This window comes from Xanthomonas euroxanthea (assembly GCF_900476395.1).
Taxonomy (GTDB): Bacteria; Pseudomonadota; Gammaproteobacteria; order Xanthomonadales; family Xanthomonadaceae; genus Xanthomonas; species Xanthomonas euroxanthea.
In genome coordinates this window covers 754,368-775,638 of record NZ_UIHB01000001.1, presented here as the reverse complement: position 1 = coordinate 775,638, position 21,271 = coordinate 754,368, and the positions used below count along the sequence as shown (strand labels likewise).

At 66.8% G+C, this 21,271-nt stretch carries 17 protein-coding genes; 7 read left to right on the top strand and 10 right to left on the bottom strand.

The annotated features are described in order from the left end of the window. The first annotated feature begins 428 nt into the window (after positions 1–428). Positions 429–2,102 carry an alpha,alpha-trehalase TreA gene (gene treA, locus CPBF1521_RS03355; RefSeq protein ID WP_115675961.1) on the top strand — a complete coding sequence of 558 codons (1,674 nt, stop codon included), beginning with the start codon at positions 429–431 and terminating at the stop codon, positions 2,100–2,102. Between the two features lie 147 nt (positions 2,103–2,249). Here the strand turns inward: treA and CPBF1521_RS03350 are convergent, their stop codons facing one another. Together CPBF1521_RS03350 and CPBF1521_RS03345 are read right to left on the bottom strand one after the other, a co-directional pair. Further along, positions 2,250–3,209: an arabinan endo-1,5-alpha-L-arabinosidase gene (locus CPBF1521_RS03350; RefSeq protein ID WP_115675959.1), complete on the bottom strand. Its 960-nt coding sequence runs from the start codon at positions 3,207–3,209 to the stop codon at positions 2,250–2,252. A 91-nt stretch (positions 3,210–3,300) separates the two neighbouring features. After that, entirely contained in the window at positions 3,301–3,513 is a 213-nt protein-coding gene (locus tag CPBF1521_RS03345; RefSeq protein ID WP_126942928.1) for a hypothetical protein, read from the bottom strand. 230 nt (positions 3,514–3,743) lie between these two features. Between CPBF1521_RS03345 and CPBF1521_RS03340 the strand changes: the two genes are divergently transcribed. Beyond that, positions 3,744–4,439: an AIM24 family protein gene (locus CPBF1521_RS03340; RefSeq protein ID WP_039523320.1), complete on the top strand. Its 696-nt coding sequence runs from the start codon at positions 3,744–3,746 to the stop codon at positions 4,437–4,439. A gap of 372 nt (positions 4,440–4,811) precedes the next feature. On the opposite strand, the gene CPBF1521_RS03335 is transcribed toward CPBF1521_RS03340, so the two are convergent. The 3 genes from CPBF1521_RS03335 to CPBF1521_RS03325 all read right to left on the bottom strand — a co-directional run bounded on the left by CPBF1521_RS03335 (position 4,812) and on the right by CPBF1521_RS03325 (position 7,834). Beyond that, complete coding sequence (locus tag CPBF1521_RS03335; RefSeq protein WP_104583727.1) at positions 4,812–5,723, bottom strand: CorA family divalent cation transporter; 912 nt, start codon at positions 5,721–5,723, stop codon at positions 4,812–4,814. Positions 5,724–5,910: 187 nt separating this feature from the next. Beyond that, the gene (gene cycA, locus CPBF1521_RS03330) at positions 5,911–7,287 is read right to left on the bottom strand and encodes a D-serine/D-alanine/glycine transporter (RefSeq protein ID WP_115675957.1); all 1,377 of its coding nucleotides are present in this window, start codon (positions 7,285–7,287) and stop codon (positions 5,911–5,913) included. A gap of 331 nt (positions 7,288–7,618) precedes the next feature. Further along, positions 7,619–7,834, bottom strand: coding sequence for a hypothetical protein (locus tag CPBF1521_RS03325; RefSeq protein ID WP_115675956.1), 216 nt, complete (start codon positions 7,832–7,834; stop codon positions 7,619–7,621). Between the two features lie 364 nt (positions 7,835–8,198). Between CPBF1521_RS03325 and CPBF1521_RS03320 the strand changes: the two genes are divergently transcribed. Next, positions 8,199–8,999, top strand: coding sequence for a transporter substrate-binding domain-containing protein (locus tag CPBF1521_RS03320; RefSeq protein WP_115675955.1), 801 nt, complete (start codon positions 8,199–8,201; stop codon positions 8,997–8,999). Between the two features lie 115 nt (positions 9,000–9,114). Here CPBF1521_RS03320 and CPBF1521_RS03315 read toward each other — a convergent pair whose 3' ends face one another. Further along, on the bottom strand, positions 9,115–9,990 hold the full coding sequence (locus CPBF1521_RS03315; RefSeq protein ID WP_046345616.1) for a DMT family transporter: 876 nt from the start codon (positions 9,988–9,990) through the stop codon (positions 9,115–9,117). Positions 9,991–10,303: 313 nt separating this feature from the next. On the opposite strand from CPBF1521_RS03315, the gene CPBF1521_RS03310 reads away from it, so the two are divergent. Together CPBF1521_RS03310 and CPBF1521_RS03305 are read left to right on the top strand one after the other, a co-directional pair. After that, the gene (locus CPBF1521_RS03310) at positions 10,304–11,155 is read left to right on the top strand and encodes a class I SAM-dependent methyltransferase (protein ID WP_115675954.1); all 852 of its coding nucleotides are present in this window, start codon (positions 10,304–10,306) and stop codon (positions 11,153–11,155) included. 199 nt (positions 11,156–11,354) lie between these two features. Continuing rightward, the gene (locus CPBF1521_RS03305; protein WP_181901091.1) at positions 11,355–11,909 is read left to right on the top strand and encodes a hypothetical protein; all 555 of its coding nucleotides are present in this window, start codon (positions 11,355–11,357) and stop codon (positions 11,907–11,909) included. 170 nt (positions 11,910–12,079) lie between these two features. Here the strand turns inward: CPBF1521_RS03305 and CPBF1521_RS03300 are convergent, their stop codons facing one another. Continuing rightward, positions 12,080–12,292, bottom strand: coding sequence for a hypothetical protein (locus CPBF1521_RS03300; protein WP_115676504.1), 213 nt, complete (start codon positions 12,290–12,292; stop codon positions 12,080–12,082). A 272-nt stretch (positions 12,293–12,564) separates the two neighbouring features. After that, positions 12,565–14,439 carry a GGDEF domain-containing protein gene (locus tag CPBF1521_RS03295; protein WP_115675953.1) on the bottom strand — a complete coding sequence of 625 codons (1,875 nt, stop codon included), beginning with the start codon at positions 14,437–14,439 and terminating at the stop codon, positions 12,565–12,567. 433 nt (positions 14,440–14,872) lie between these two features. On the opposite strand from CPBF1521_RS03295, the gene CPBF1521_RS03290 reads away from it, so the two are divergent. Next, positions 14,873–15,964, top strand: coding sequence for a DUF1615 domain-containing protein (locus CPBF1521_RS03290; protein WP_115675952.1), 1,092 nt, complete (start codon positions 14,873–14,875; stop codon positions 15,962–15,964). Between the two features lie 160 nt (positions 15,965–16,124). Next, complete coding sequence (locus CPBF1521_RS03285; protein WP_181901090.1) at positions 16,125–18,449, top strand: S9 family peptidase; 2,325 nt, start codon at positions 16,125–16,127, stop codon at positions 18,447–18,449. Between the two features lie 317 nt (positions 18,450–18,766). On the opposite strand, the gene CPBF1521_RS03280 is transcribed toward CPBF1521_RS03285, so the two are convergent. Beyond that, positions 18,767–20,698, bottom strand: a complete 1,932-nt coding sequence (locus CPBF1521_RS03280) for an alpha/beta hydrolase family protein (protein ID WP_115676503.1) — start codon at positions 20,696–20,698, stop codon at positions 18,767–18,769. A 193-nt stretch (positions 20,699–20,891) separates the two neighbouring features. Then, the gene (locus CPBF1521_RS03275) at positions 20,892–21,227 is read right to left on the bottom strand and encodes a DUF3817 domain-containing protein (protein ID WP_167765917.1); all 336 of its coding nucleotides are present in this window, start codon (positions 21,225–21,227) and stop codon (positions 20,892–20,894) included. Between the last annotated feature and the right edge of the window lie 44 nt (positions 21,228–21,271).

Genomic DNA, 21,271 nt, shown 5'->3' with positions numbered 1-21,271 from the left:
AAGCCGCCTGGCGTGACCCGGCCTGCCGCAGGTGCAGCCCGGTGCGTCCACGCCGCCGCCATTCGCCGGGCGCGCCAGGCCGCCTGACGCCCGCCATTGCCCACGTGCACCGGCTGCCGTGCACGGGCAGCGCCGTCCCGCCCGTCGCTCACTCCGCTGCGCACCCGCCGCACGCTGTGGCGCGCATCTTGCAGCAATGTCGGCAATCCGACGCGGCCTGGATGCGGCTCAAGCTGCCTCGATCCGGGCCGATAGGCCTGAATCGGCAAGGCAACCGGCGCAACCACCTGCAGTCCCGCGCCCGATCGCCTTGCTGAATCCTGTCGTCTCCGTGCGAAGTCTGTCGGCCTGCCGACCCCCTCGTCCGGCCCCGCCCGCCACTTCGGTCGTTTACCATGCCGCACGTCACTGCCCGTTCTGGAGATGCCATGAGTTCTGCCGCGCCCCCGTGCTGCACGTCGCTGCTTGGCCTGTCGCTGAGCATGTTCGTGGCGCCCTGCACGCTGACCGCCGCGCCGATGGACACTCCGGTCGTCAACGCCCCGGCGGCCACCCCGCCCACGCCCGACCTGGCCTACCCGGAACTGTTCCAGGCGGTGCAGCGCGGCGAGCTGTTCGACGACCAGAAGCACTTCGTCGACTTTCTGCCGCTGCGCGACCCGGCGCTGATCAACGCCGACTATCTGGCGCAGCACGACCACCCCGGCTTTGACCTGCGCAAGTTCGTGGATGCCAATTTCGAAGAGTCGCCGCCGGTGCAGACCGACGCGATCCGCCAGGACACCGCGCTGCGCGAACACATCGACGAACTGTGGCCCAAGCTGGTGCGCAGCCAGACCCACGTGCCGCCGTACAGCAGCCTGCTGGCGCTGCCATATCCGTACGTGGTGCCGGGCGGGCGTTTCCGCGAGGTGTACTACTGGGATTCCTACTTCACCATGCTCGGCCTGGTGAAGAGCGGGCAGACCACGCTCAGCCGCCAGATGCTGGACAACTTCGCCTACCTGATCGACACCTACGGGCATATCCCCAACGGCAACCGCAGCTACTACCTGAGCCGTTCGCAGCCGCCGTTTTTCTCCTACATGGTGGAACTGCAGGCCGGCGTGGAAGGCGAAGCGGTCTACCAGCGCTACCTGCCGCAGCTGCAGAAGGAATACGCCTACTGGATGCAGGGCAGCGACGGCCTGCAGCCCGGCCAGGCCGCGCGCCATGTGGTGCGCCTGGCCGACGGCAGCCTGCTCAACCGCTACTGGGACGAGCGCGACACCCCACGCCCGGAAGCCTGGCTGCACGACACCCGCACCGCCGCCGAGGCCGGCGACCGCCCGGCCGCCGAGGTCTACCGCGACCTGCGCGCCGGTGCCGAGAGCGGCTGGGACTACACCAGCCGCTGGCTGGCCGATGGGCAGAACCTGCGCACCATCCGCACCACCGCCATCGTGCCGATCGATCTGAACAGCCTGCTGTACCACCTGGAGCGCACGCTGGCCCAGGCCTGCGCGCAGCCCGGCGCCGAATGCACGCAGGACTACGCGGCGCTGGCACTGCAACGCAAGCAGGCCATCGATGCGCATCTGTGGAACGCGGCCGGCTACTACGCCGACTACGACTGGCAGGCGCGCAAGCTCAGCGACCAGGTCACCGCTGCGGCGCTGTATCCGCTATTCACCGGCCTGGCGACCGACGCGCATGCCAAACGCACCGCCAGCACCGTGCGTGCGCGCCTGCTGCGCCCCGGTGGCCTGGCCACCACCGCAGTGAAGACCGGCCAGCAATGGGACGAGCCCAATGGCTGGGCGCCGCTGCAATGGGTGGCGGTGGATGGCCTGCGCCGTTATGGCGAAGACGCGCTGGCGCGCACCATCGGCGAGCGCTTCCTCACCCAGGTGCAGGCGCTGTTCGCGCGCGAGCACAAGCTGGTCGAAAAATACGGGCTGGAAGCCGATGCGGCCGGCGGCGGCGGTGGCGAATACGCGCTGCAGGACGGCTTCGGCTGGACCAACGGCGTCACCTTGATGCTGTTGAACCTGTATCCGGACACGGCGACCAAGCCGGCGCCTGTCAAACGCGTGCGCAAGCCCGAAGCGGCCACGCGCTGAGGGTGCACCAGCGCTGCCGGGCACTGCCCGGCATCCGCTGGAGGCCTTGCGGTTCTGGCAGTCGGCAACGCTGGCGGATCGCTGCATCAGGCATCGCCTGATCGCTGCGCCATTGCATAGCGCAGCAGCGTGTTCGATTGGTTGCTGCTACTGCACTACCGGCCATGCGCTGCCGTCATAACCAAGCCGGTTGATACCCAGGCGCGCGTCGCCGCGGTCGTCGTAGTAGTGGTAGACCAGGATGTCGCCGTCGCCATCACGGAACACCGATTGCCCGCCCGGCCCATGCATGCTGCCCAACCCGGACTGGATCACCGTGCCGCCGCCGTTGCGCATGTCCACACCGGCGCGATCCAGATACGGCCCGGTCACCGAACGCGCACGCCCCACCGCAATCTTGTAGGTGCTGCTGGCGCCCTTGCAGCACGCATCGAACGACACGAACAGGTAGTACCAGCCATTGGCCTGCTGGATGAAAGGCGCCTCCACCGCGCCCGGGGACGGCCGGCTTGCCAGGCTGTAGCGCGTCGTGTTGCCGGACAGCTGCTTGCCGGTGCCGGGATCGAGCTGGATCAGCTTGATGCCCGACCAGAACGAGCCAAACGCCAGCCACCACTTGCCATTGCCATCCACCACCAGATTGCCGTCGATGGCGTTGTAGTCGTCGCTGCTCTTGGAGGTATAGACGATGCCTTGATCCTTCCACGAGCCAGGCTTGCCGGTGCTGCTGCTGGCAAGCGCAATGGCCGAGGTATTGGTGGCGAATCTGGAGGCGGTGTAGTACATCAGATACTTCCCGCCATGGAAGGACACATCCGGCGCCCACAGCTGGTTGTCCGGGTTGTAGCTGCGTACCCAGCTCGGCATGCTGCTGAAGATCGCACCCGCATTGCTGAACTTGGTCCGGTCGGTACTGGTGACCACGCCGGTGGTGGCATAGATGTAGTACCGCCCGTCGCTCAGCTTGAGCATCGACGGATCGTGCACGATGGTGTCGCCGCTCACCACACCCGGCCCCACGGCCGCGTGCGCGGGTGCGCTGTGCAAGCCAGTGGCAGCAGCGACCAGGGCCAACAACGACGCGATCGCGCCACCACGCAGCGACATTCCAGACCAGCCCCCTTCCACTCGACTACCACCAACAACGCGCATCGCCCCACTCCTTGAACAACGTAAACACGTTTTCTGCAGGAGCAATCTAGCCCGGCAGCAATGCCACGAATCCGACGCCGATCTCAGAAGCACCGCGCAGGCCGAGCAGTTGTTTTATTTGCGACGTGCCTTCGTGCCGAACTGTGTAACGCAGCCGAGATTGCATACGCCGGAGCGTGGCGCGCACAGTGTCACTGCACCAGTGGCGTATCGGCGTTATCTCTTCATCGTCGTGCAGTGCGTCGATGACAACCCGCATCCATGACGCTGCAAAAAGCTACAGCACCACTTCGCCATGACGCACAGATCCTGATGGATGGTCGCCAGCTTGTGGCTGTCATCGCGCGCGACGCGCTGACTGCGCACCATGTGCGCCGCAACATCAGCGCGCCATCTGTGCAGACGCAAAGCGACTCGCACACCAGTACGCTTCGAAGACACCAGCCTGCCGCGTATCATGCGCACTCTTTCACGCATTGGGATGGACCCATGGCCGTACGCACGCTCAACGAATTTCTCGCCCATTCCAAGGAAAAGGACGTCAGCCCCGATCCGTTCGAACTGGAAAACCCGCACCTGCTGGAAGTGCGCCTCGACGGCATGGTGTGGTCCAAGGCCGGCGCCATGGTCGCGCGTACCGGCAACGTCAAGTTCACCCGCGAGGGACTGCTGGAACAGGGCCTGGGCAACCTGCTGAAGAAGGCCGTCAGCGGCGAAGGCATGCAGCTGATGAAGGCCGAAGGCCAGGGCCGGGTGTATCTGGCCGACCTCGGCAAGCTGGTGACCTTGCTGCGCTTGAATGGCGAGGCGATCTTCGTCAACGGCAACGATGTGCTGGCCTTCGAATCCGGTGTTGAACACAAGATCACGATGATGCGCAAGGTGGCCGGCATGCTGTCCGGCGGCCTGTTCAACGTGCGCCTGAGCGGCCACGGCATCGTGGCGATCACCTCGCACTACGAGCCGCTGACCCTGCCGGTCACCGCCGCCAGCGGCCCGGTATTCACCGACCCCAATGCCACCGTGGCCTGGTCGGGCACGCTGAGCCCGGAGCTGGTGACCGACGTGTCGATCGGCACGCTGTTCGGCCGCGGCTCGGGCGAGAGCCTGCAGATGCGCTTTGCCGGCGAAGGCTGGGTGGTGGTGCAGCCGTACGAAGAGGCCAGCTTCCAGGCCAAGGGCTGATCCAGCCCGCCCCGTAGCAATCAGCAAGGCGCATCGCCTGGGCGCACGCTACCCAGATAGGCAGTTTTCCAGTCACGATACGGGTGCGCAGTGACAGCTGCGCACCCCAGCTCTTTGTAGGAGCGCACCCGGGCGCGAGGGACTTACCGGTAACGCTATGTCGCGCCCGGGTGCGCTCCTACGGGTTTCCGGTAGTTTGGCGCGCGCTGCACAGCTACCGAATTGCGCTGGCTTGGCAGTGCGTTGTCGCGAGTCGTGCACGCCAGATGATGCGCTGGCGGCACGTCGTAGGAGCGCACCCGGGCGCGAGGGACTTACCGGTAACGCCGCGTCGCGCCCGGGTGCGCTCCTACGGGTTATGGCCCTGATGCGTTACACCCAGCCACGTTTGCGAAACCACGCCAGCGGAACCACCATGCTCAGCACGATCACGCCCAGCGCCCAGTAGTAGGCATCGTGCCATTTGAGCTCGGGCATGTAGGCGAAGTTCATACCCCAGATGCCGACCAGCACCGTTGGCGGAATGCCGACCACCGACGCCACCGCCATCACCTTCATCACGTTGTTCTGGTCCATGTTGATCATGCCCAGCACGCTGTCGAGCAGGAACTCGATGCGGTCGTCCATGTGCTGCTGGAACTCGCTCAGGGTGGTCAGGTCCTTGTGCAGCAAGCCGATGCGTTTGGCCGCATCGGCGCCGAACCAGTCCGGCGCGGTGCCGTCCAGATAGGTGACCAGGCGCAGCAGTCCCTGCCCGGCATTGTGCAGCCCGCCCAGACGCCGGCCCATGCCACCGACCTGATGCAGCATGCGCTCCAGGTCCTTGGTCTTGTGCGGGTTGTCGAACACCTGGCGGGTGGTGTCGGTGACCTCGGCTTCCAGCGATTCCAGCCGGTCTGCCAGCCGCCCCACCAGCTGGTCGAAGATGCGCAGCAGCAGATCGTCGGCGCTATGGCAGGGGTCATGTTGCAGCTGCGCCGCCACTGCATCCAGCGAACCCATGTGCTGCTCGCGCAGGGTCACCAGCATGGTCGGCGACAGCGCAAAGCCCAGCGGCGCGGTCGGGCCATCGTCGTCCTGAAAGCGCGGCACGTTGAGAAACAGCACCTCGCCCTGGCGCCGCACCCGGCTGGAGAATTCGATCTCGCCGATGGCTGCGCGATCCGGCAGTGCAAACCCCACCGTGTCTGCGGCCTGCGCCAGTTCCTGCGCACTGGCCTGGCACAGGTCGACCCAGCACCCTTGTGTCTGCTGCGTTGTGGCGATCGGGTGCGTGGTGATCATGCGATGGGCCGTGGCGATGGATGGCGGCGAGCATCCCGTTCCATCGGATCCGCGTCAACGTCACGCGCACAACGCGCTTAGCTGCCAGTGGCCTTTATCTCGGCGCCGTGCAGCCACACACGCCAAGGCCCCGCAATGCGGGGCCTTGAGGGTGTCTTCGGTGGATGTGTTCGGGCCGTGCGAGCGCTCAGCCGCTGCGCGCCTGCTGCCGCTTCACCGCATAGCCGATCGCCAGGATCAGGAACCACACCGGGCTGGCCAGCAACGCCTGGCGCGTATCGGCCTGCAAGGTCAGCAGCACGATGACGAAGGCGAAGAACGCCAGGCACACGTAGCACATCACCACGCCACCGGGCATCTTGAACGCCGAGGCCGCGTGCTGCTCGGGCCGCTTGCGCCGGTACGCGATGTACGCGCACAGGATCAACGACCACACGAACATGAAGAGCACCGCCGACAAGGTGGTGACCAGCGTGAACGCGGTGACCAGGTTGGGGATCAGATACACCAGCATCGCGCCCAGCAACAGGCACAGGCAGGAGAACAGCAGGCCACGTGCCGGCACCGCCGCACGCGAGAGCTTGGCAAAGCCCTTGGGCGCGTGCTGCTCCTCGGCCAGGCCGTAGAGCATGCGGCTGGTGGAGAAGATGCCGCTGTTGGCCGAAGAGGTGGCCGAGGTCAGCACCACGAAGTTGATCAGGCTCGCGGCCGCCGGCACCCCGGCCAGCACGAACAGCTCCACGAACGGGCTCTTGTCGGCCACCACCTGCCGCCACGGCGTCACCGCCATGATCGCGACCAGCGCCAGCACGTAGAAGATCAAAATGCGTACCGGGATCGAGTTGATCGCCTTGGGCAGGTTGCGGCGCGGGTCTGCGGTTTCCGCAGCGGTGGTGCCGACCAGCTCGATGCCGACGAAGGCGAATACCGCGATCTGGAACCCGGCAAAGAACCCGCCAATGCCCATCGGGAACATGCCGCCGTCGTTCCACAGGTTCGACAGCGAGGCCACGTTGCCCGACGGCGAACGGAAGCCCCAGGCCACCAGCCCGGCGCCGGTGATGATCAGCGCACAGATGGCGATGATCTTGATAAGCGCGAACCAGAACTCCATCTCGCCGAACAACTTGACCGTCACCAGGTTCAGGCTCAGCAGCAACAGCACGCAGAGAATGGCGGGGATCCACGGCGCCAGCCCCGGAAACCAGAACTGCGCATAGGCGGCGATCGCAATGACATCGGCGATGGCGGTGATGATCCAGCAGAACCAGTACGTCCACCCGCAGAAGAACCCGGCCCACGGCCCGAGCAGGTCGGTGGAGAAGTCGATGAATGACTTGTACTCCAGGTTGGACAGCAGCAATTCGCCCATCGCGCGCATCACGAAGAACAGCATCGCGCCGATGATCAGATACACGAACAGGATCGACGGGCCGGCCAAGCTGATCGTCTTGCCCGAGCCCATGAACAGCCCGGTGCCGATCGCGCCACCGATGGCGATCAGCTGCAGGTGGCGATTGGAGAGACTACGTTGCAGATGATCGGGCGCGGACGGATCAGACATGGGGCACGGCACCGGCAAGTGAACAAGCCGTCAAAAATACGAGATCGCGGCAGCGCACACCAGCGGTTTGAGTCGCCGTGCCGGGTAGGCCACTGCGGGCGCCGGCGCAGGTGGCCGGCTTGCCCCATCGTGGTGCGCCAGATATCCGCGCGTTCGGCACTGCTCTCACTCGAGGAATCGCAACCCAGTCGATGCGCGCACCCCACGCCCCGAGCGTCATCGCCATCTGCCTGGCACCTGCGTATTGCAACGACCGACGCTGAAAGAATCCCGGTACCGGCCGCGCACCAGGTGACTGATCGAGCTTGGTTAGGCGCGATTACCCACCGTATTACCCACCCGCAAGCCCACCGCCAGCTCGGCCTGGCAAGGCCTGATCGTCATCTTCTTCCAGGTCGCCCACCTCCTCGCGCAAACCGCCTTGCTGCGGCGTCTGCTCTTCCAGCGGGATCTCGTCTTCATTGGTATCCGGATCGGGCGTGCCGTGCACCGATAGACCGGCATTGGCGATGGTCATCGGGCGCGCAGTGCGTGGATTGAGCTGCATGGAGTGGCTCCGGTGGGTTCGAAAGGAGCCCCGACAGTGCGCATCGCAGCGCTACCGCACCGTGATCCAGGGAGGGATCGTGCTGACATAGCGTTGACGCCGGCAGGCTGACGCGTGTCGACACGGCTCATCCACTTGGCACTTGGCACCTGTACCTGGCGCATGCACTTGGCACTTTGCGACCAAAAGACAAAGGGCGATGTCTATCGCCAAGGCAGTCTGCGTGCAAACGCCGCTGCGGCCTGGCCGGCCTGGAGCGCAAGCGTTGGCGCATCCGCCTGAGATCGGCCTGTCCGCTTGAGCCGTACTCGACCACGCCGTGCCGACCGCGGCTATCATGGCCGCACTCCTTCGAGGCCACGCCATGCGCCATCGCATCTGCCTTGTAGTGCTGCTGAGCTGCGGCATCGCCCACGCGGCCGAGCCCGAGCCTGCCTCGCGCCTGGATGCCGTGCTGCAGTCCGGCGTGCTGCGGGTCTGCACCACCGGCGACTATCGTCCCTACTCGCTGCTGCGCGCCGACGGGCAGTTCGAAGGCAGCGATATCACCCTGGCGCAGTCGCTGGCCGGCAGCCTGGACGCGCGCGTGGAGTTCGTCCGCACCAGCTGGCCGCAACTGATGCCCGACCTGCTCGCCAATCGCTGCGACATCGCCGTCGGCGGTATCTCGGTCACCTTGCAACGGCAGCGCCAGGCCAGTTTCAGCACGATGCTGGACGTGGACGGCAAGATTCCGCTGGTGCGCTGCGCCGACCAGGCGCGCTACCGCAGCATCGCGCAACTCAATCGACCCGAGGTGCGCGTGATCGAACCGCCCGGCGGCACCAACGAGGCCTTCGCACGTCACCAGTTGCCGCGCGCAAGCCTGCGCCTGTTCGCCGACAACACCACCATCTTCCAGGAGCTGCTGGCGCAGCGCGCGGACGTGATGATCACCGACGCCTCCGAAGCGCTCCACCAGCAGGCACGCCTCCCCGGCCTGTGCGCGGTCGCACCGGAGCAGCCACTGCAATACGGCGAGAAGGCCTTCCTGCTACCGCGCAACGACCACGCCTGGAAAGCCTATGTCGACCAGTGGCTGCACCTGAGCAAGGCCAGCGGCGAGTACGCGCGCATCGTTGACACCTGGCGTGCACCGCGCAAGGAATCCACGACGGCGCCGTGACGGGAATCGGGAATCGGGAATCGGGAATCGCAACAGCATCAAGCGCATCGCGACATTTCGATATAGCGCCCCTCCGATTCCCCATTCCCGATTCCCGCGGCGCACAGCGCCGCCCTCAGACAATTTTGGTCCGCCGCCACCACCGCGAGACCTGCTCTTCGCGGATCAGCGTGAACAGCCCGGCGCCCAGAATCAGCGCGATGCCGACCGCCATCGGCCAGTCCAGGTGGTCGTGGAACAGCAGGTAGCCGAAGGCGATCGCCCACAGCATCTGGCTGTATTGCGTTGGCGCAACCACACTCACCGGTGCCATGCGCGTGGCATACATCAGGCAGATCGCCGCCAGGCCGGCAAGCAGGCCATAGCCCGCCAACAGGCCCCACTGAGACAGCGTGGGCCAGACAAAGGTCGGCAACATCATGATCCCGCCCATCACCAACGGGCCGATCACCCCGGCGCCGTACAAGGTCAGGCGTTTTTCGCTGTGGCCGGCCATGCGCAGGGTGATGACCGAGATGGCGCCGACCAGGCCGCACACGATCGCGGCCACATGCCCATGGGTGAGATGGCGAAAGCCCGGGCGCAGCACGATCAACACGCCGATGAAACCCACGATCACCGCCGACCAGCGCCGCCAGTGCACCTCTTCCTTGAGAAACACCACCGACAGCACGGTGACGAAGATCGGCATCAGGAAGATCAGCGCGAATGCCTCGGCCATCGGCAAGGTGGTGAACGCAATCACCGAGGTCAGATTGCCGATGGCGCCGGTAAGCGCACGCAACAGCCACAGGCTGGGTTGCTTGGCCATCACCAGTTCGCGCAACCGGTCGTCCGGCTTCTTCAGGAATGGCACGGCCACCAGCATCAGCAAGGCGCCGAGAAACAGCACTTCGTAGACCGGCAGCGTGCCTTCCAGCAGCTTCACGAACGCATCGCTGATCGAATAGGCCGCATAGCAGGCAAACCCCAACAACACACCCTTCAGCATTGCCGATCCTCCATTGCCGATCCTCCACGGTTGGCGCCAATCGGACACCATGTCGACGGGGCAGTGCGCAGTATGCGGTGCGGCGTGCGCCAGAGGAATCGGCGCAGGTCTCCGGGCACGGGCGCTCGTGCACTGCCACCGGCACCGCCGCACACGGCCGCGCTGGCCACCGCGTTGCAGAACGGCCGCTACGCCGCCCGCCGGCGTGCGGGTCATGCATTGGATGCCCATGCGCGGTGGGTCGGTTACGATGCCGGTCCATCCCTTGTAATGGCGACGCGCGTCACGCGCGCCGACCCCAGACCAGCGACCCGTGCCCCACTACTCCGGCCCACTCCTCACCTGCTCCGATGCCCAGGCACTGCTTGCCGCGCGCGGCAGTGGCCTGACCCAATGGACCGGCTCGCTGGACCTAGGCCGCAGTACCGGCATCGCGCAGCTGGACGCGCAGACCTGGCAGTGGCGTGGCCGGGGTTACCCGTATCCGGGCAAGCTCAAGGAGCGCACGCTGTACTTCTGGGACGGGGATGACTTCGCCCCGATCTCGCGTTTCGGCGGCGCGTTGATCAAGCTGGTCCCCACCGAATGGGGTGCGCCGACCTTCGAGATCGATGGCATCAAGATGCTGCCTTCGGCGCAGCTGTCGCCGTTCGAGGATGCGCGGCGCAAGGTGGCGCTGGTCGATCCGAGCGGCAAGGTCGTGCTGGATACCTGTGGCGGGCTGGGCTACTTCGCCGCCTGCTGCCTGGAGGCCGGGGTGGCGCAGCTGCAGTCGTTCGAGAAGAATGCCGACGTGCTGTGGCTGCGCACGCTCAATCCGTGGTCGCCGGATCCGGACGATGCCGCCCACGGCGGGCGTCTGCAGCTGACCCAGGCGGATATCTCGCAGCACATCGCCACGCTGGCTGACGGTGCGTTCGACGCCATCCTGCATGACCCGCCGCGTTTCGGCATCGCCGGCGAGCTGTACTCGCAGCTGTTCTACGATCAGCTGGCGCGGGTGTTGCGGCGTGGCGGGCGCCTGTTCCATTACACCGGCGCGCCCAACCGGCTCACCAGCGGGCGCGATGTGCCCAACGAGGTAAGCAAACGCTTGTGCAAGGCCGGTTTCAGCACGCAGCTGGCGCTGGATGGCGTGCTGGCGACGCTGCCGGCGCGGCGCTGATCGCACGCGTCTTGCGGCAACTGAAACGCGCGGTCAGCAGCGGCCAGCCATCCGGCGATACTGTGCGCCAAACTGCGTACAGCAGACACAGGCCGCGTCGAGTATCGGCCAGCCATGCGCGGAGCGCATCGCGTCTGCCACCGGCATCAGGCCTGCAAATGGATCTGCGATACTGCACTGCCCACGACAAGGACGTTGCATGCGCCTCCACCTTACGACCTGGTTGTTGACCGCGCTGGTGGTGATGACCGGCGCGCCGGCACACGCGCAGACCGCGCCGCAAACACCGTCACCGTCGCAACCCATGTCCGACGTCACCGCCCGCCATCCGGTCACCACCGCCGTCCTGGCCGGGCGCACGATTCGCCTGGGCGAACACGCCGGCAAGTGCGCGCTGCTGCGCGATGATGAAGTGCTCCCGCTGGACATCGGCGCGCCGTGCTACTTCAGCATCAATCGCGAACATGGCGCCCAGGTGCATCACTTCAACGGCAGCGATATCGTGCTCGTGCAACACGCCCACCCCCGCGCGGAGCCGGACTGGGACATCAAGCTGTACGGGCCGATCTGCGCATTCGAAGCGCAGGCCGTGCGCGAGGTGGATGGCGTGCTGGAACCCGGCAGCGTCGCCAACTCCTGGCCCTGCGACCCCACCGTGGGCGCCGATCAGAAGCAGTTCGTCTACAGCTACGACACCTGGCCCAAGCGCGAGACGCAGACGCCATCGCGCAAGCAAAAGCAAACGCAGCCCTGATTGCCGCATGACGCGCAGGTGTCGATAGGCGCAGGCGGTTGCCACCGCCTTATGACCCGTTTGCTGATCAACACCGTGTACTGACCAGCGGCTCGCCGCACGCCTGCGCAGCCGCGTCGTCGTCGACAGTGTGGCACCGCAGTTGCGCATGCCGTGGAGCACCGCGCAGGTCATCGCCGGCCGCGTCTGTGCGCCGTCCAGACAACGTAGGCGAACCAGGCGATGACCGCCAACGGCACACTGGTCAGTAACGCATCCCAGCCGATGGCGATCCAGAACCGTTGCGGGTCTGCGTCCGCATGGAAGATCCTGGTCGGCCGGCCGCGGATGACGCTGATATAGCGCCCCGTGACGATCGCCTCCAGCAACAGCCACAGCCGCATGCAGCAGGCGATCGCCACGACAACGGCCCCCCCGCCGATGATCCATTCATGGATCCGGGACGCTGCGGGAGCTGGCGCAGGTGGCGGTGATTTGGGCCGCTTTTTTTTCACGCAGGCATCGGTTCGCTGGAGGCGGCGCAGTGTACGCCCGTGGGTGTCGGGCGATCGCGGGCAGAGCACTGGTGACCGATGCCACCCACCACCGCGCGCACTGCACTCTGTGCATCAGCGAGCGCTGCGGCAGCCAGGCCGCAGGTGCCCTCATCCACGCGTCAACATACCGCCCACTGATCGCGCCCGGCGGTCTTGGCGGCGTACAGGGCAAGATCGGCCTGCCCCAGCAGCACATCCAGTCCGGTGCCTGCAGTCACGCTCACCGCGCCCATGCAGAAGCGCACCGGCTGGTCGGTGGGCAGGCCGGCGATCTCGATCGCGGCCACGGCATTACGCAGCCGCGTAAACACGGCAGGAATCTCTTCTGCGCTGCAGCCCGGCAGCACCAGCAGGAATTCCTCCCCGCCCAGCCGTCCCAGGCGATCCTGCGTCCGCAGCGCCAGCCTGGAGGCGCAGGCAAGCGCCTTGAGCACGGCATCGCCGGCAGCATGCCCGTGCACGTCGTTGATCAGCTTGAAGTGGTCCAGGTCGATCAATGCCAGCATGCACGGCACCTGCGAGCGCACCGATTGCTCGACCTGCTGCTGCGCCTCGGCGCGAATGGCGCGGCGGTTGGGCAGGCCGGTGAGTTCGTCGCGCATCGCCAGCCGCGAGAGTTGCCGCCGATGGCACGCACCGAAGGCCAGCACCACCAACGCACCCAGCAACAACAGGCAGGCCGCACACAGGGCGATCCACAAGGCGCGTTGACCGGCTTCGCGGGCCTGCAAGGCCAGTTGCGCGGTCTCGCTGCGCCGGCGCAGCTCGGCGGTTTCGGCGCCACGGCGCGCGTCTTCGTAACGCGCCTGCAGGCGCAGCATCACGGTGTCGCGCTGGCGATCCAGGCTCTGCGCGCGCAGCGTGTTGGCGCGTTGCAGTTCCTGGTATGCCTCGGCATGGCGCCCCTCCGCCGCCAGTGCCTGGGCAATGGCATCGAGCAGTTTCGCGCGCCGTCCCAGCGACAGGTGTGGGTCGTCCGCCGCCTTGGCCGCGACGATCTCCACGCCGAGGCTGCCGGACTTGAGCGCAGTCAATGCCTGCAGCAACACCGCATGGCAGGCGGCCACCCGGCCGACATTGCCCTGGCGTTGCATCAACGGCAGTGCCTCGCGCGCCATTGCCAATGCCGCGCTGGCATCGCCGGCTTCGATCAGGACCTCGCTGCCGCTGGTCAATGCCGCGGCCACGCCGGCCTGATCGCCCAGCTCGCGACTGAGCGCCAGCGCGCGCTTGAAATGCAGCAACGCCGCGTCCGGCTGCTGCGCTGCCAGCGACGTGCCGTACTCGTATTCGATCAGGCTGCGCTGAAAGCGTGCCGGCTGGCCGCGCAGGCGCTCCAGGGCGCGCTGCAGGTAGTCTTCGGCGTCGTTGTCCTCGGTCGAGCGGCCACCCACGCGGCTGGCCAGCGAACCGAGCTGGGTCAAGGCATCCAGCTCCAGGCCCAGGCTGTGTTCGCGCACTGCGCACTGGTAGCTGGCCTGTGCGGCGTTCCAGGCCTCGTCGCTGCTGCCGGAGGCGAGCATGCTCCACATGTCGACCGCCTCGACCTCGCACAGCAGATCGTTGCGCCCCAGCGCACGCGCCTGCTGACGCAGCGCTTCCAGCCGCGCCAGCATGCCGCGGTTGGGACTCTCGCGCACATCGCTGAGCGCCTGCACGATCGCCAGCCACAGCTGCGCCTGCGCCGTGTTGCCACGCACGTTCGTCAACATCGCACGCGCCTGGGCCAGGGCCGCCTGACGGCGCTCGCTCTCTTCCAGGGAAATCAGCACGCGCGCCTGCGCCAGCAAGGCCCAGAACTGCGCGTCGGCATCGCCATCGCTGCGGGCACGCTGCAACGCGGCCTGGGCGACCTGCAGGGCGGCCCTGGGGTCGTCGATCGTGGCGGTTTCGATGCGCTTCCATGGCTGCGGCTGCGCCCACAGCGTCGCACTGCACAGCATCGCGGCCATCGCAACGACCATGCGCCGCCAGCGCGGCGTCGCGCCGCTCATCGGGCCCTCACGGCGACGACAAGCCACACCGCATGGCTGCCGTGGACGGGACATGCCGCCCGCCCCGTATCGGGTTTGCTGGTTGCTGCAGCACTGAAGCTCTCCCGTGGCTGGCTGGCTGGCGGTGGAATCGGAGCGACGTCGGCGTCTGCCTGACGCCGCGATGCAAACACACGGTCATGATGACTGGCGAGCGCGGCAGGTCATGTGATCGCCACGCATTGCGCCAGGATCGTTAGCGGCCTGCGGGCTGCGGGCTTGAATCGGCCTGCAGCTCGTGCCGGTGGCGACCGGCGGCCGGGCGCGTTGCGAAACGCCTGCGACCCGGCAGGCTTGCCGCAGCCGCCCTGCAGCACATCGCCGGATGCGGCCCGGCGACAGCCACGTAAACTGCCGCACGGCACCTGCCGCCCCCACCGATTTTGGAGACGCCGTGACATCCCGCCTGCCCCGCCTGCTCATGCTGCTTGCCGTCGCCTTGCTGTCGTCCTGCGCCACCCAGGCGCCGCGCGCGCCACAGCGCTCGCCGGACGCGGTCAAGGCCGACATCGCCCGGCGCCTGCCGACCACGCTGACCGATCGCGCCGGCTGGGCCGACGATGTGTACGTGGCACTGTCCTCGCAGGGGCTGGACACCAGCGCCGAGGACATCTGCGCGGTGCTGGCGGTGACCGAGCAGGAGTCGACCTACCAGGCCAACCCGGTCGTGCCCAATCTCGGCAGGATTTCGCGCGCGGAGATCGACCGCCGTGCCGGCGCGCATCACATCCCCGGCTTCATGGTCGATACCGCCTTGCGCATCGCCTCGCCCGATGGCCGCAGCTATGCCACGCGCATTGCCAGCGCGCGCACCGAACAGGAGCTGAGCCGCATCTTCGAAGACTTCACCGGCAGCGTGCCGCTGGGCGCGCGCCTGTTCGACGGGCTCAATCCGGTGCATACCGCCGGGCCGATGCAGGTCAGCATCGCGTTTGCCGAGCAGCACGCCGAGCGCTATCCGTATCCGCCTGGCGACTCGATCCGCCACGAGGTCTTCAGCCGCCGCGGCGGGCTGTGGTTCGGCACCCGGCACCTGCTCGGCTACCCCGCCAGTTACGACGCGCTGCTGTACCGCTTTGCCGACTTCAACGCCGGCTGGTACGCCAGCCGCAATGCCGCGTTCCAGGCAGCGCTGAGCAAGGCCAGCGGGATCGCATTGACCCTGGACGGCGACCTGCTGACGCCCGGCGCCAGCCTGGATGCGCCCGGCGCCACCGAACGCGCCGCACGCGCCCTGGGCAGCCAGCTGGCGATGAGTGACCGTCAGCTCCGCCGTGCCCTGGAGGCCGGCAACTCCAGCGATTTCCAGGACACCGAGCTGTATCGCCAGGTGTTCGCGCTGGCCGAGCGCAGCGCCGGCAAACCGCTGCCACGGGCGGTACTGCCCGGCATCACCCTGGACAGCCCCAAGATCACCCGCACCCTCACCACCGCCTGGTTCGCGCAGCGTGTCAACGCGCGCTGGAAGCGGTGTATGGGCAAGTAGTCGCCGGTGCCGCGGGGCGAGCGGCACCTGGGGCGCCACGCCTGGCATCTTCGTTCCACGGCAAGGCACGACGTTTGGCAGGGTCGCATGCCCCGCCCGCACACGTAGCATGCGAGGTTGCACCGCCGTTGTCGGCGCGCACCCTTTTGATGAGGTCCACATGCCCACACCGTTGCCGTTGCGCCACCTGCTCGCTGCCCTGATGACCGCCCTGCTGCCCGCGGTGGCCAGCGCGCAGGCACCGGGCGTGACCGAGGCCGACTACGCCCGTGCCGAGCGCCTGATCTACTACGCCGCGCAGCCCCTGGTCGACCATGCTCCCACGCGCGTGACCTGGCTGGATGCCACCCATGTGGCCTACGTCGACCACGATGCCAAGGGCGACCGCCTGCTGCAGCTGGACACCGCCACCGGCAAGACCGCGCCGCTGTTCAAGCCCGCGGCGCTGGCCACCGCGCTCAACACCCTGCTCAAGACCGGTGACAAGCCGCTCAAGGCCGCCACCCTGGCGCCCAAGGTCAGCCTTGGCGCCGATGGCCGCTACCGCCTCAACGTGCGCGACACCGCGGTGGTCTGCGACGCCCGCGCGCGCTGCAGCAAGCTGTATGCGAAGGACAAGCCCGAACCGGGCGTGCTGTCGCCGGACAAGCGCAGCGAAGCGTTCATCCGCAACTGGAACCTGTGGGTGCGTGATCTGGCCAGCGGCCAGGAAACCCAGCTCACCCGCGATGGCGTGGAAAACTTCGGCTACGCCACCGACAACGCCGGCTGGCAGCACAGCGACAACGCCATCGTGGCGTGGTCGCCGGACTCGCGCAAGATCGCCACCTTCCAGCAGGACCAGCGCAAGACCGGCGACATGTACCTGGTCAGCACCAAGCTTGGGCATCCGGAACTGCAGTCGTGGAAGTACCCGCTGGCCGGCGACAAGGACGTGACCACGATCGAGCGCGTGATCATCGACGTGCCCAGTGCCAGCGTGGTGCGGCTGAAGATGCCAGCGGACCAGCACCGCTCCACGCTGTGCGACGACGTCAGCTGCTCGCCGGGCCTGTGGGACGATGTGAAATGGGCGCCGGACAGCAAGACCCTGGCGTTCGCCTCGACCTCGCGCTTCCACAAGCAGGTCTGGCTGCGCATCGCCGATGCCGGCACCGGCGCCGTGCGCACCGCCTTCGACGAAACCGCCAAGACCTATTACGAAAGTGGCCAGGTCGCCGCCAACTGGGCCTACCTGCCCGGCAGCAACGAGGCGGTGTGGTTCTCCGAGCGCAGCGACTGGGGCCAGCTGTATCTCTACGACCTGGCCACCGGCAAACCCAAGCGCGCGATCACCAGCGGCGAAGGCAACGTCACCGAACTGCTGCGCGTGGACCCGGTGACGCGCACTGCATGGTTTGTCGGCGTAGGCCGCACGCCGGGTGTGGACCCGTATTACCAGCAGCTGTGGAAGGTGAGCCTGGACGGCGGCGCGCCGGTGCTGCTCACGCCCGAGGTTGCCGACCACAGCATCGCGCTGTCGCCCGATGGCAGGCGCTTCGTCGACACCTATTCCACTTCCGTCACGCCGCCGGTGAGCGTGCTACGCGATGCCGCCGACGGGCGCACGCTCAGCACCATCGCCACCGCCGACATCAGCCGCCTGAAGGCCGCCGGCTGGGTGCCGCCGGAGCCGATCACGGTCAAGGCGCGCGATGGCAAGACCACGCTGTACGGGCTGATGTTCAAACCGACGAACTTCGATCCCGCGCGCAAGTACCCGGTGATCGACTACGTCTACCCCGGCCCGCAGACCGGCTCGGTGCGCGGCCGCAGCTTCCTGGCCGGCCATGGCGACAACCAGTCGCTGGCCGAACTGGGCTTCATCGTGATCGCCATCGATGGCATGGGCACGCCGTGGCGCTCCAAGACCTTCCACGACACCTGGTACGCCAACATGGGCGACAACACCCTGCCCGACCAGGTGGCCGCGGTGAAGGAACTCGGCCAGCGCTACCGGTGGTTCGATACCAGCCGCGTCGGCATCTGGGGGCATTCGGGCGGCGGCAATGCGTCCACCGCCGCGATGCTGCGCTACCCGGAACTGTTCAAGGTGGCCTGGTCGGAAAGCGGCAACCACGACAACCGTGGCTACGAGGACGACTGGGCCGAGAAGTATCACGGCGAGCACATCGTCAACAAGGACGGCACCTCCAACTACGACGACCAGGCCAACGCCACCCACGCCAGCAAGCTCAAGGGCAAGCTGATGCTGGTGCACGGCACGCTGGACGACAACGTGCCGCCGTACCTGACCTTGCTGGTCGCCGATGCGCTGATCAAGGCCAACAAGGACTTCGACATGCTGATGCTGCCCAACGCCAAACACGGCTACGGCGAGCTCACCCCCTACGTCGCCCGCCGCCGCTGGGACTACTTCGTGCAGCACCTGCTCGGCGCCACCCCGCCGGCGCAGTATCAGATGAAGCCGATGCCGGAAAAATAGGCGACGCTGGACGCGGCATCGTCGGCCATCGACGGTGCCGCGCTATCGCGCAGTTGAACCGGGAGTGCAGAGAAAGCGGCGCCGCAGCCAGCCTGCGCCGTCGTGCAGCATCGGCCCTGGGCGCGACACCATGCCCCCCAAGAACCGTAGGAGCGGACCCGGCCGCGACACCCTACCCGCACACGCAAACGTCGCAACATCGCATCGCAAAGATGCAGGCGCGCGCACCACGGTTAACACAGCAAGCTGCATGCATCACCACCGCAGGCACGCTCGATCACGCGTTCCATAAGACAACACCTGATGCAACGCCCCTCTTACTTAGCGCTCCCACCACCCAGCTGCTTGCTCAAGAACGCCAGCAAGCGCGTGTAGTACTCGCGTCGGTGCGCCTCGGTGTAGAAGCCGTGGCCCTCGTTGGGGAAGTACAGCGACTCCACCGGCACCCCCGCACCCTTCAACGCGCGCTCCATCGCCTTGGTATGTTCGATCGGTGCGCGCTCGTCCTTGCCGCCGGCCGCCAGAAACACCGGCACCTTGATCTGCTTGGCCAGCACCACCGGCGAGCGCGTGGCCAGGGTGTCACGTGCACCCAGCCAGTCGCCGGTCCAGTTCTTTGCCCAACGCGCGGAGCGCGCGGTGTCGCGGGCCATCATGTCCAGATCGTAGACGCCAACATAGCCAGCGGCGCAGCGGTACACCGCCGGCTCCTTGGCAACCCCCATCAGCGCAGCGTAACCACCGTAGCTGGCACCGTAGAGACAGATGCGCGAGGCATCGGCCACTCCCTGCGCGATAGCCCAGCGGGTGGCATCGGTGAGATCGTCCTGCATGCGCCCACCCCACTCCCTGGCGCCGGCCTGGGTGAAGGCACGTCCGTAATTGGCCGAGCCGCGGTAATTGACGCGCAGCACCGCGTAACCGGCTGCGGCCAGCAGCTGGGTGTCGTCGTCGAACTCCCATTTGTCGAAGATCCCGAACGGGCCACCATGCGGCATCACGATCAACGGCAACGGCTTGCCTGCCTCGGCGTGCAGCGGCTGGGTCAGATAGCCGTGCAACTCCAGGCCATCGCGCGCCTTGAAGCTCACCTGCCTGCTCGCCGGCACGCCATCGGGCGGAAACCATTCGCGGCGGCTGAACACCCGGTCGGCCTTCTTGCTGACCGTGTCGAACAAATAATAATCGCCGTTGTTGCGATCGCTCCACACATACACCAGCACCAGGCGACGGTCGCGGGTGGCCGAGGTGATGTAGACCGCATTGCCGTCGAAGGCTTTCTCCAGGCTGCGATAGAGCCTAGCCGTCGGCGACTTCTCGTCGAAGAAGCGGTTGCGCACCCGGTCGCTCATGTAGGACGCACCGATCGGCGTGGTGCCATCCAGGTCGCGCAGGATCCGGTAGGGGTCGACGGTGTCGTCGTGCAACAACGGCGTGGACTTTCCGCTGGCCGGGTCCCATCCCACCAGCACATCGGTGCCGGTTGCCTGCTCCACTTGCAGGTAGGCCTGGCTGCCATCGGCCGCAAAGCCGAGCGGAAACGCACGATGCCCGCTGCTGGCGGCATCGTTGACCAACCGCCACGGCGCAGCATCGTCGTCGCGGTAATACAGCTTGCTGACGTTAGTCACATCGGCGCCGTTGGCAAAGCGGATGCGCCCCTGCTGGTCGGTCACGAAGTTCGCACGACGCACCGGCGATGTCGCCACGGTGCTACGCCGGCCGGTCAGGATATCCAGCTTGTCGATGCGGATGCTCGGGTCGCCGACGAACGGGATCGTGGACACCAGGATGTTGCGCGGATCACCGGGCAAGGTATCGAGCATGAACGTGCCAGGCTCCAGGTCCATCTTCAACTGCACGCCGTTGATCTCCGGATTGGTGCCATAGGGGCTGGCCAACAGGCGGCCATTCTTGCCATCGGCGTCGATGGCATGCAGTTGCCCGATCGCCATCGGCTCGTCGCGCGAACCCAGCCGCTGCGCCATCGACACCACGATGCGGTCGTCGCTGGCCCACCAGAAATCGTCCACCACGCTATTGGCGCCACCGGTGACTTTCGCGGTGGCCACCTTGTCCTGGCGCCGCACGATGCCCAGCACGGTGCGATCTTCCAGCGGCATGGTGAGCGCGAAATAGTCGCCCGTCGGCGAGATCTTGATCCGCTCGAACTGGTCGCTTTTGAGATAGGGCGTCAGATCCACCGGTTGCGGCGGCGTCTGCGCGCAAACCGATCCGGTGATTGCCATCGCCACCGCCAGTGCGGCAGTCGCCTTCCTCATCCAGTAATGCATTGCGACACTCCGCCTCTTCCTTGGTCCACCTATGGTGGCAAAGGCGGTTGGCGGCGTCCATCCTATGGCGTGACGTTGGATGCGTTCACAGCGAGATGCCGCGTACCACGCACGGCCGCCTGGCAATGCCTGGCCTGCCCTGATGTGCTCAGACACCGCTCCGTGTGCGCACACCCAGCAAGCCGATGCGCCGGAACCACATCTCCAGCGGCACCGTCACCAGCGGCGGCAACGCGGCCAGCAGGCTCAGCACACACGCCCACCACGGCCAGCGCAGCCGCAACGCGGCAAGCACGCTGACCGCCACATAGAACAGGAAGGCCGCGCCATGCAGGCGCCCGAATACCCACACCACCAGCTCGGTGGTGTGGGTACCGTACTTGAGCACCATGCCGACCAACAGCCCGGCCCAGGTCAGCCCTTCGAAAAAGGCGGCGGCGGCAAACAGCCGGCCGATCGGCGACAACGCAGAAGAAGCACGCATGCAACACTCCAGACGGACAGGGATTGCCGCGACGCGATGGCGGC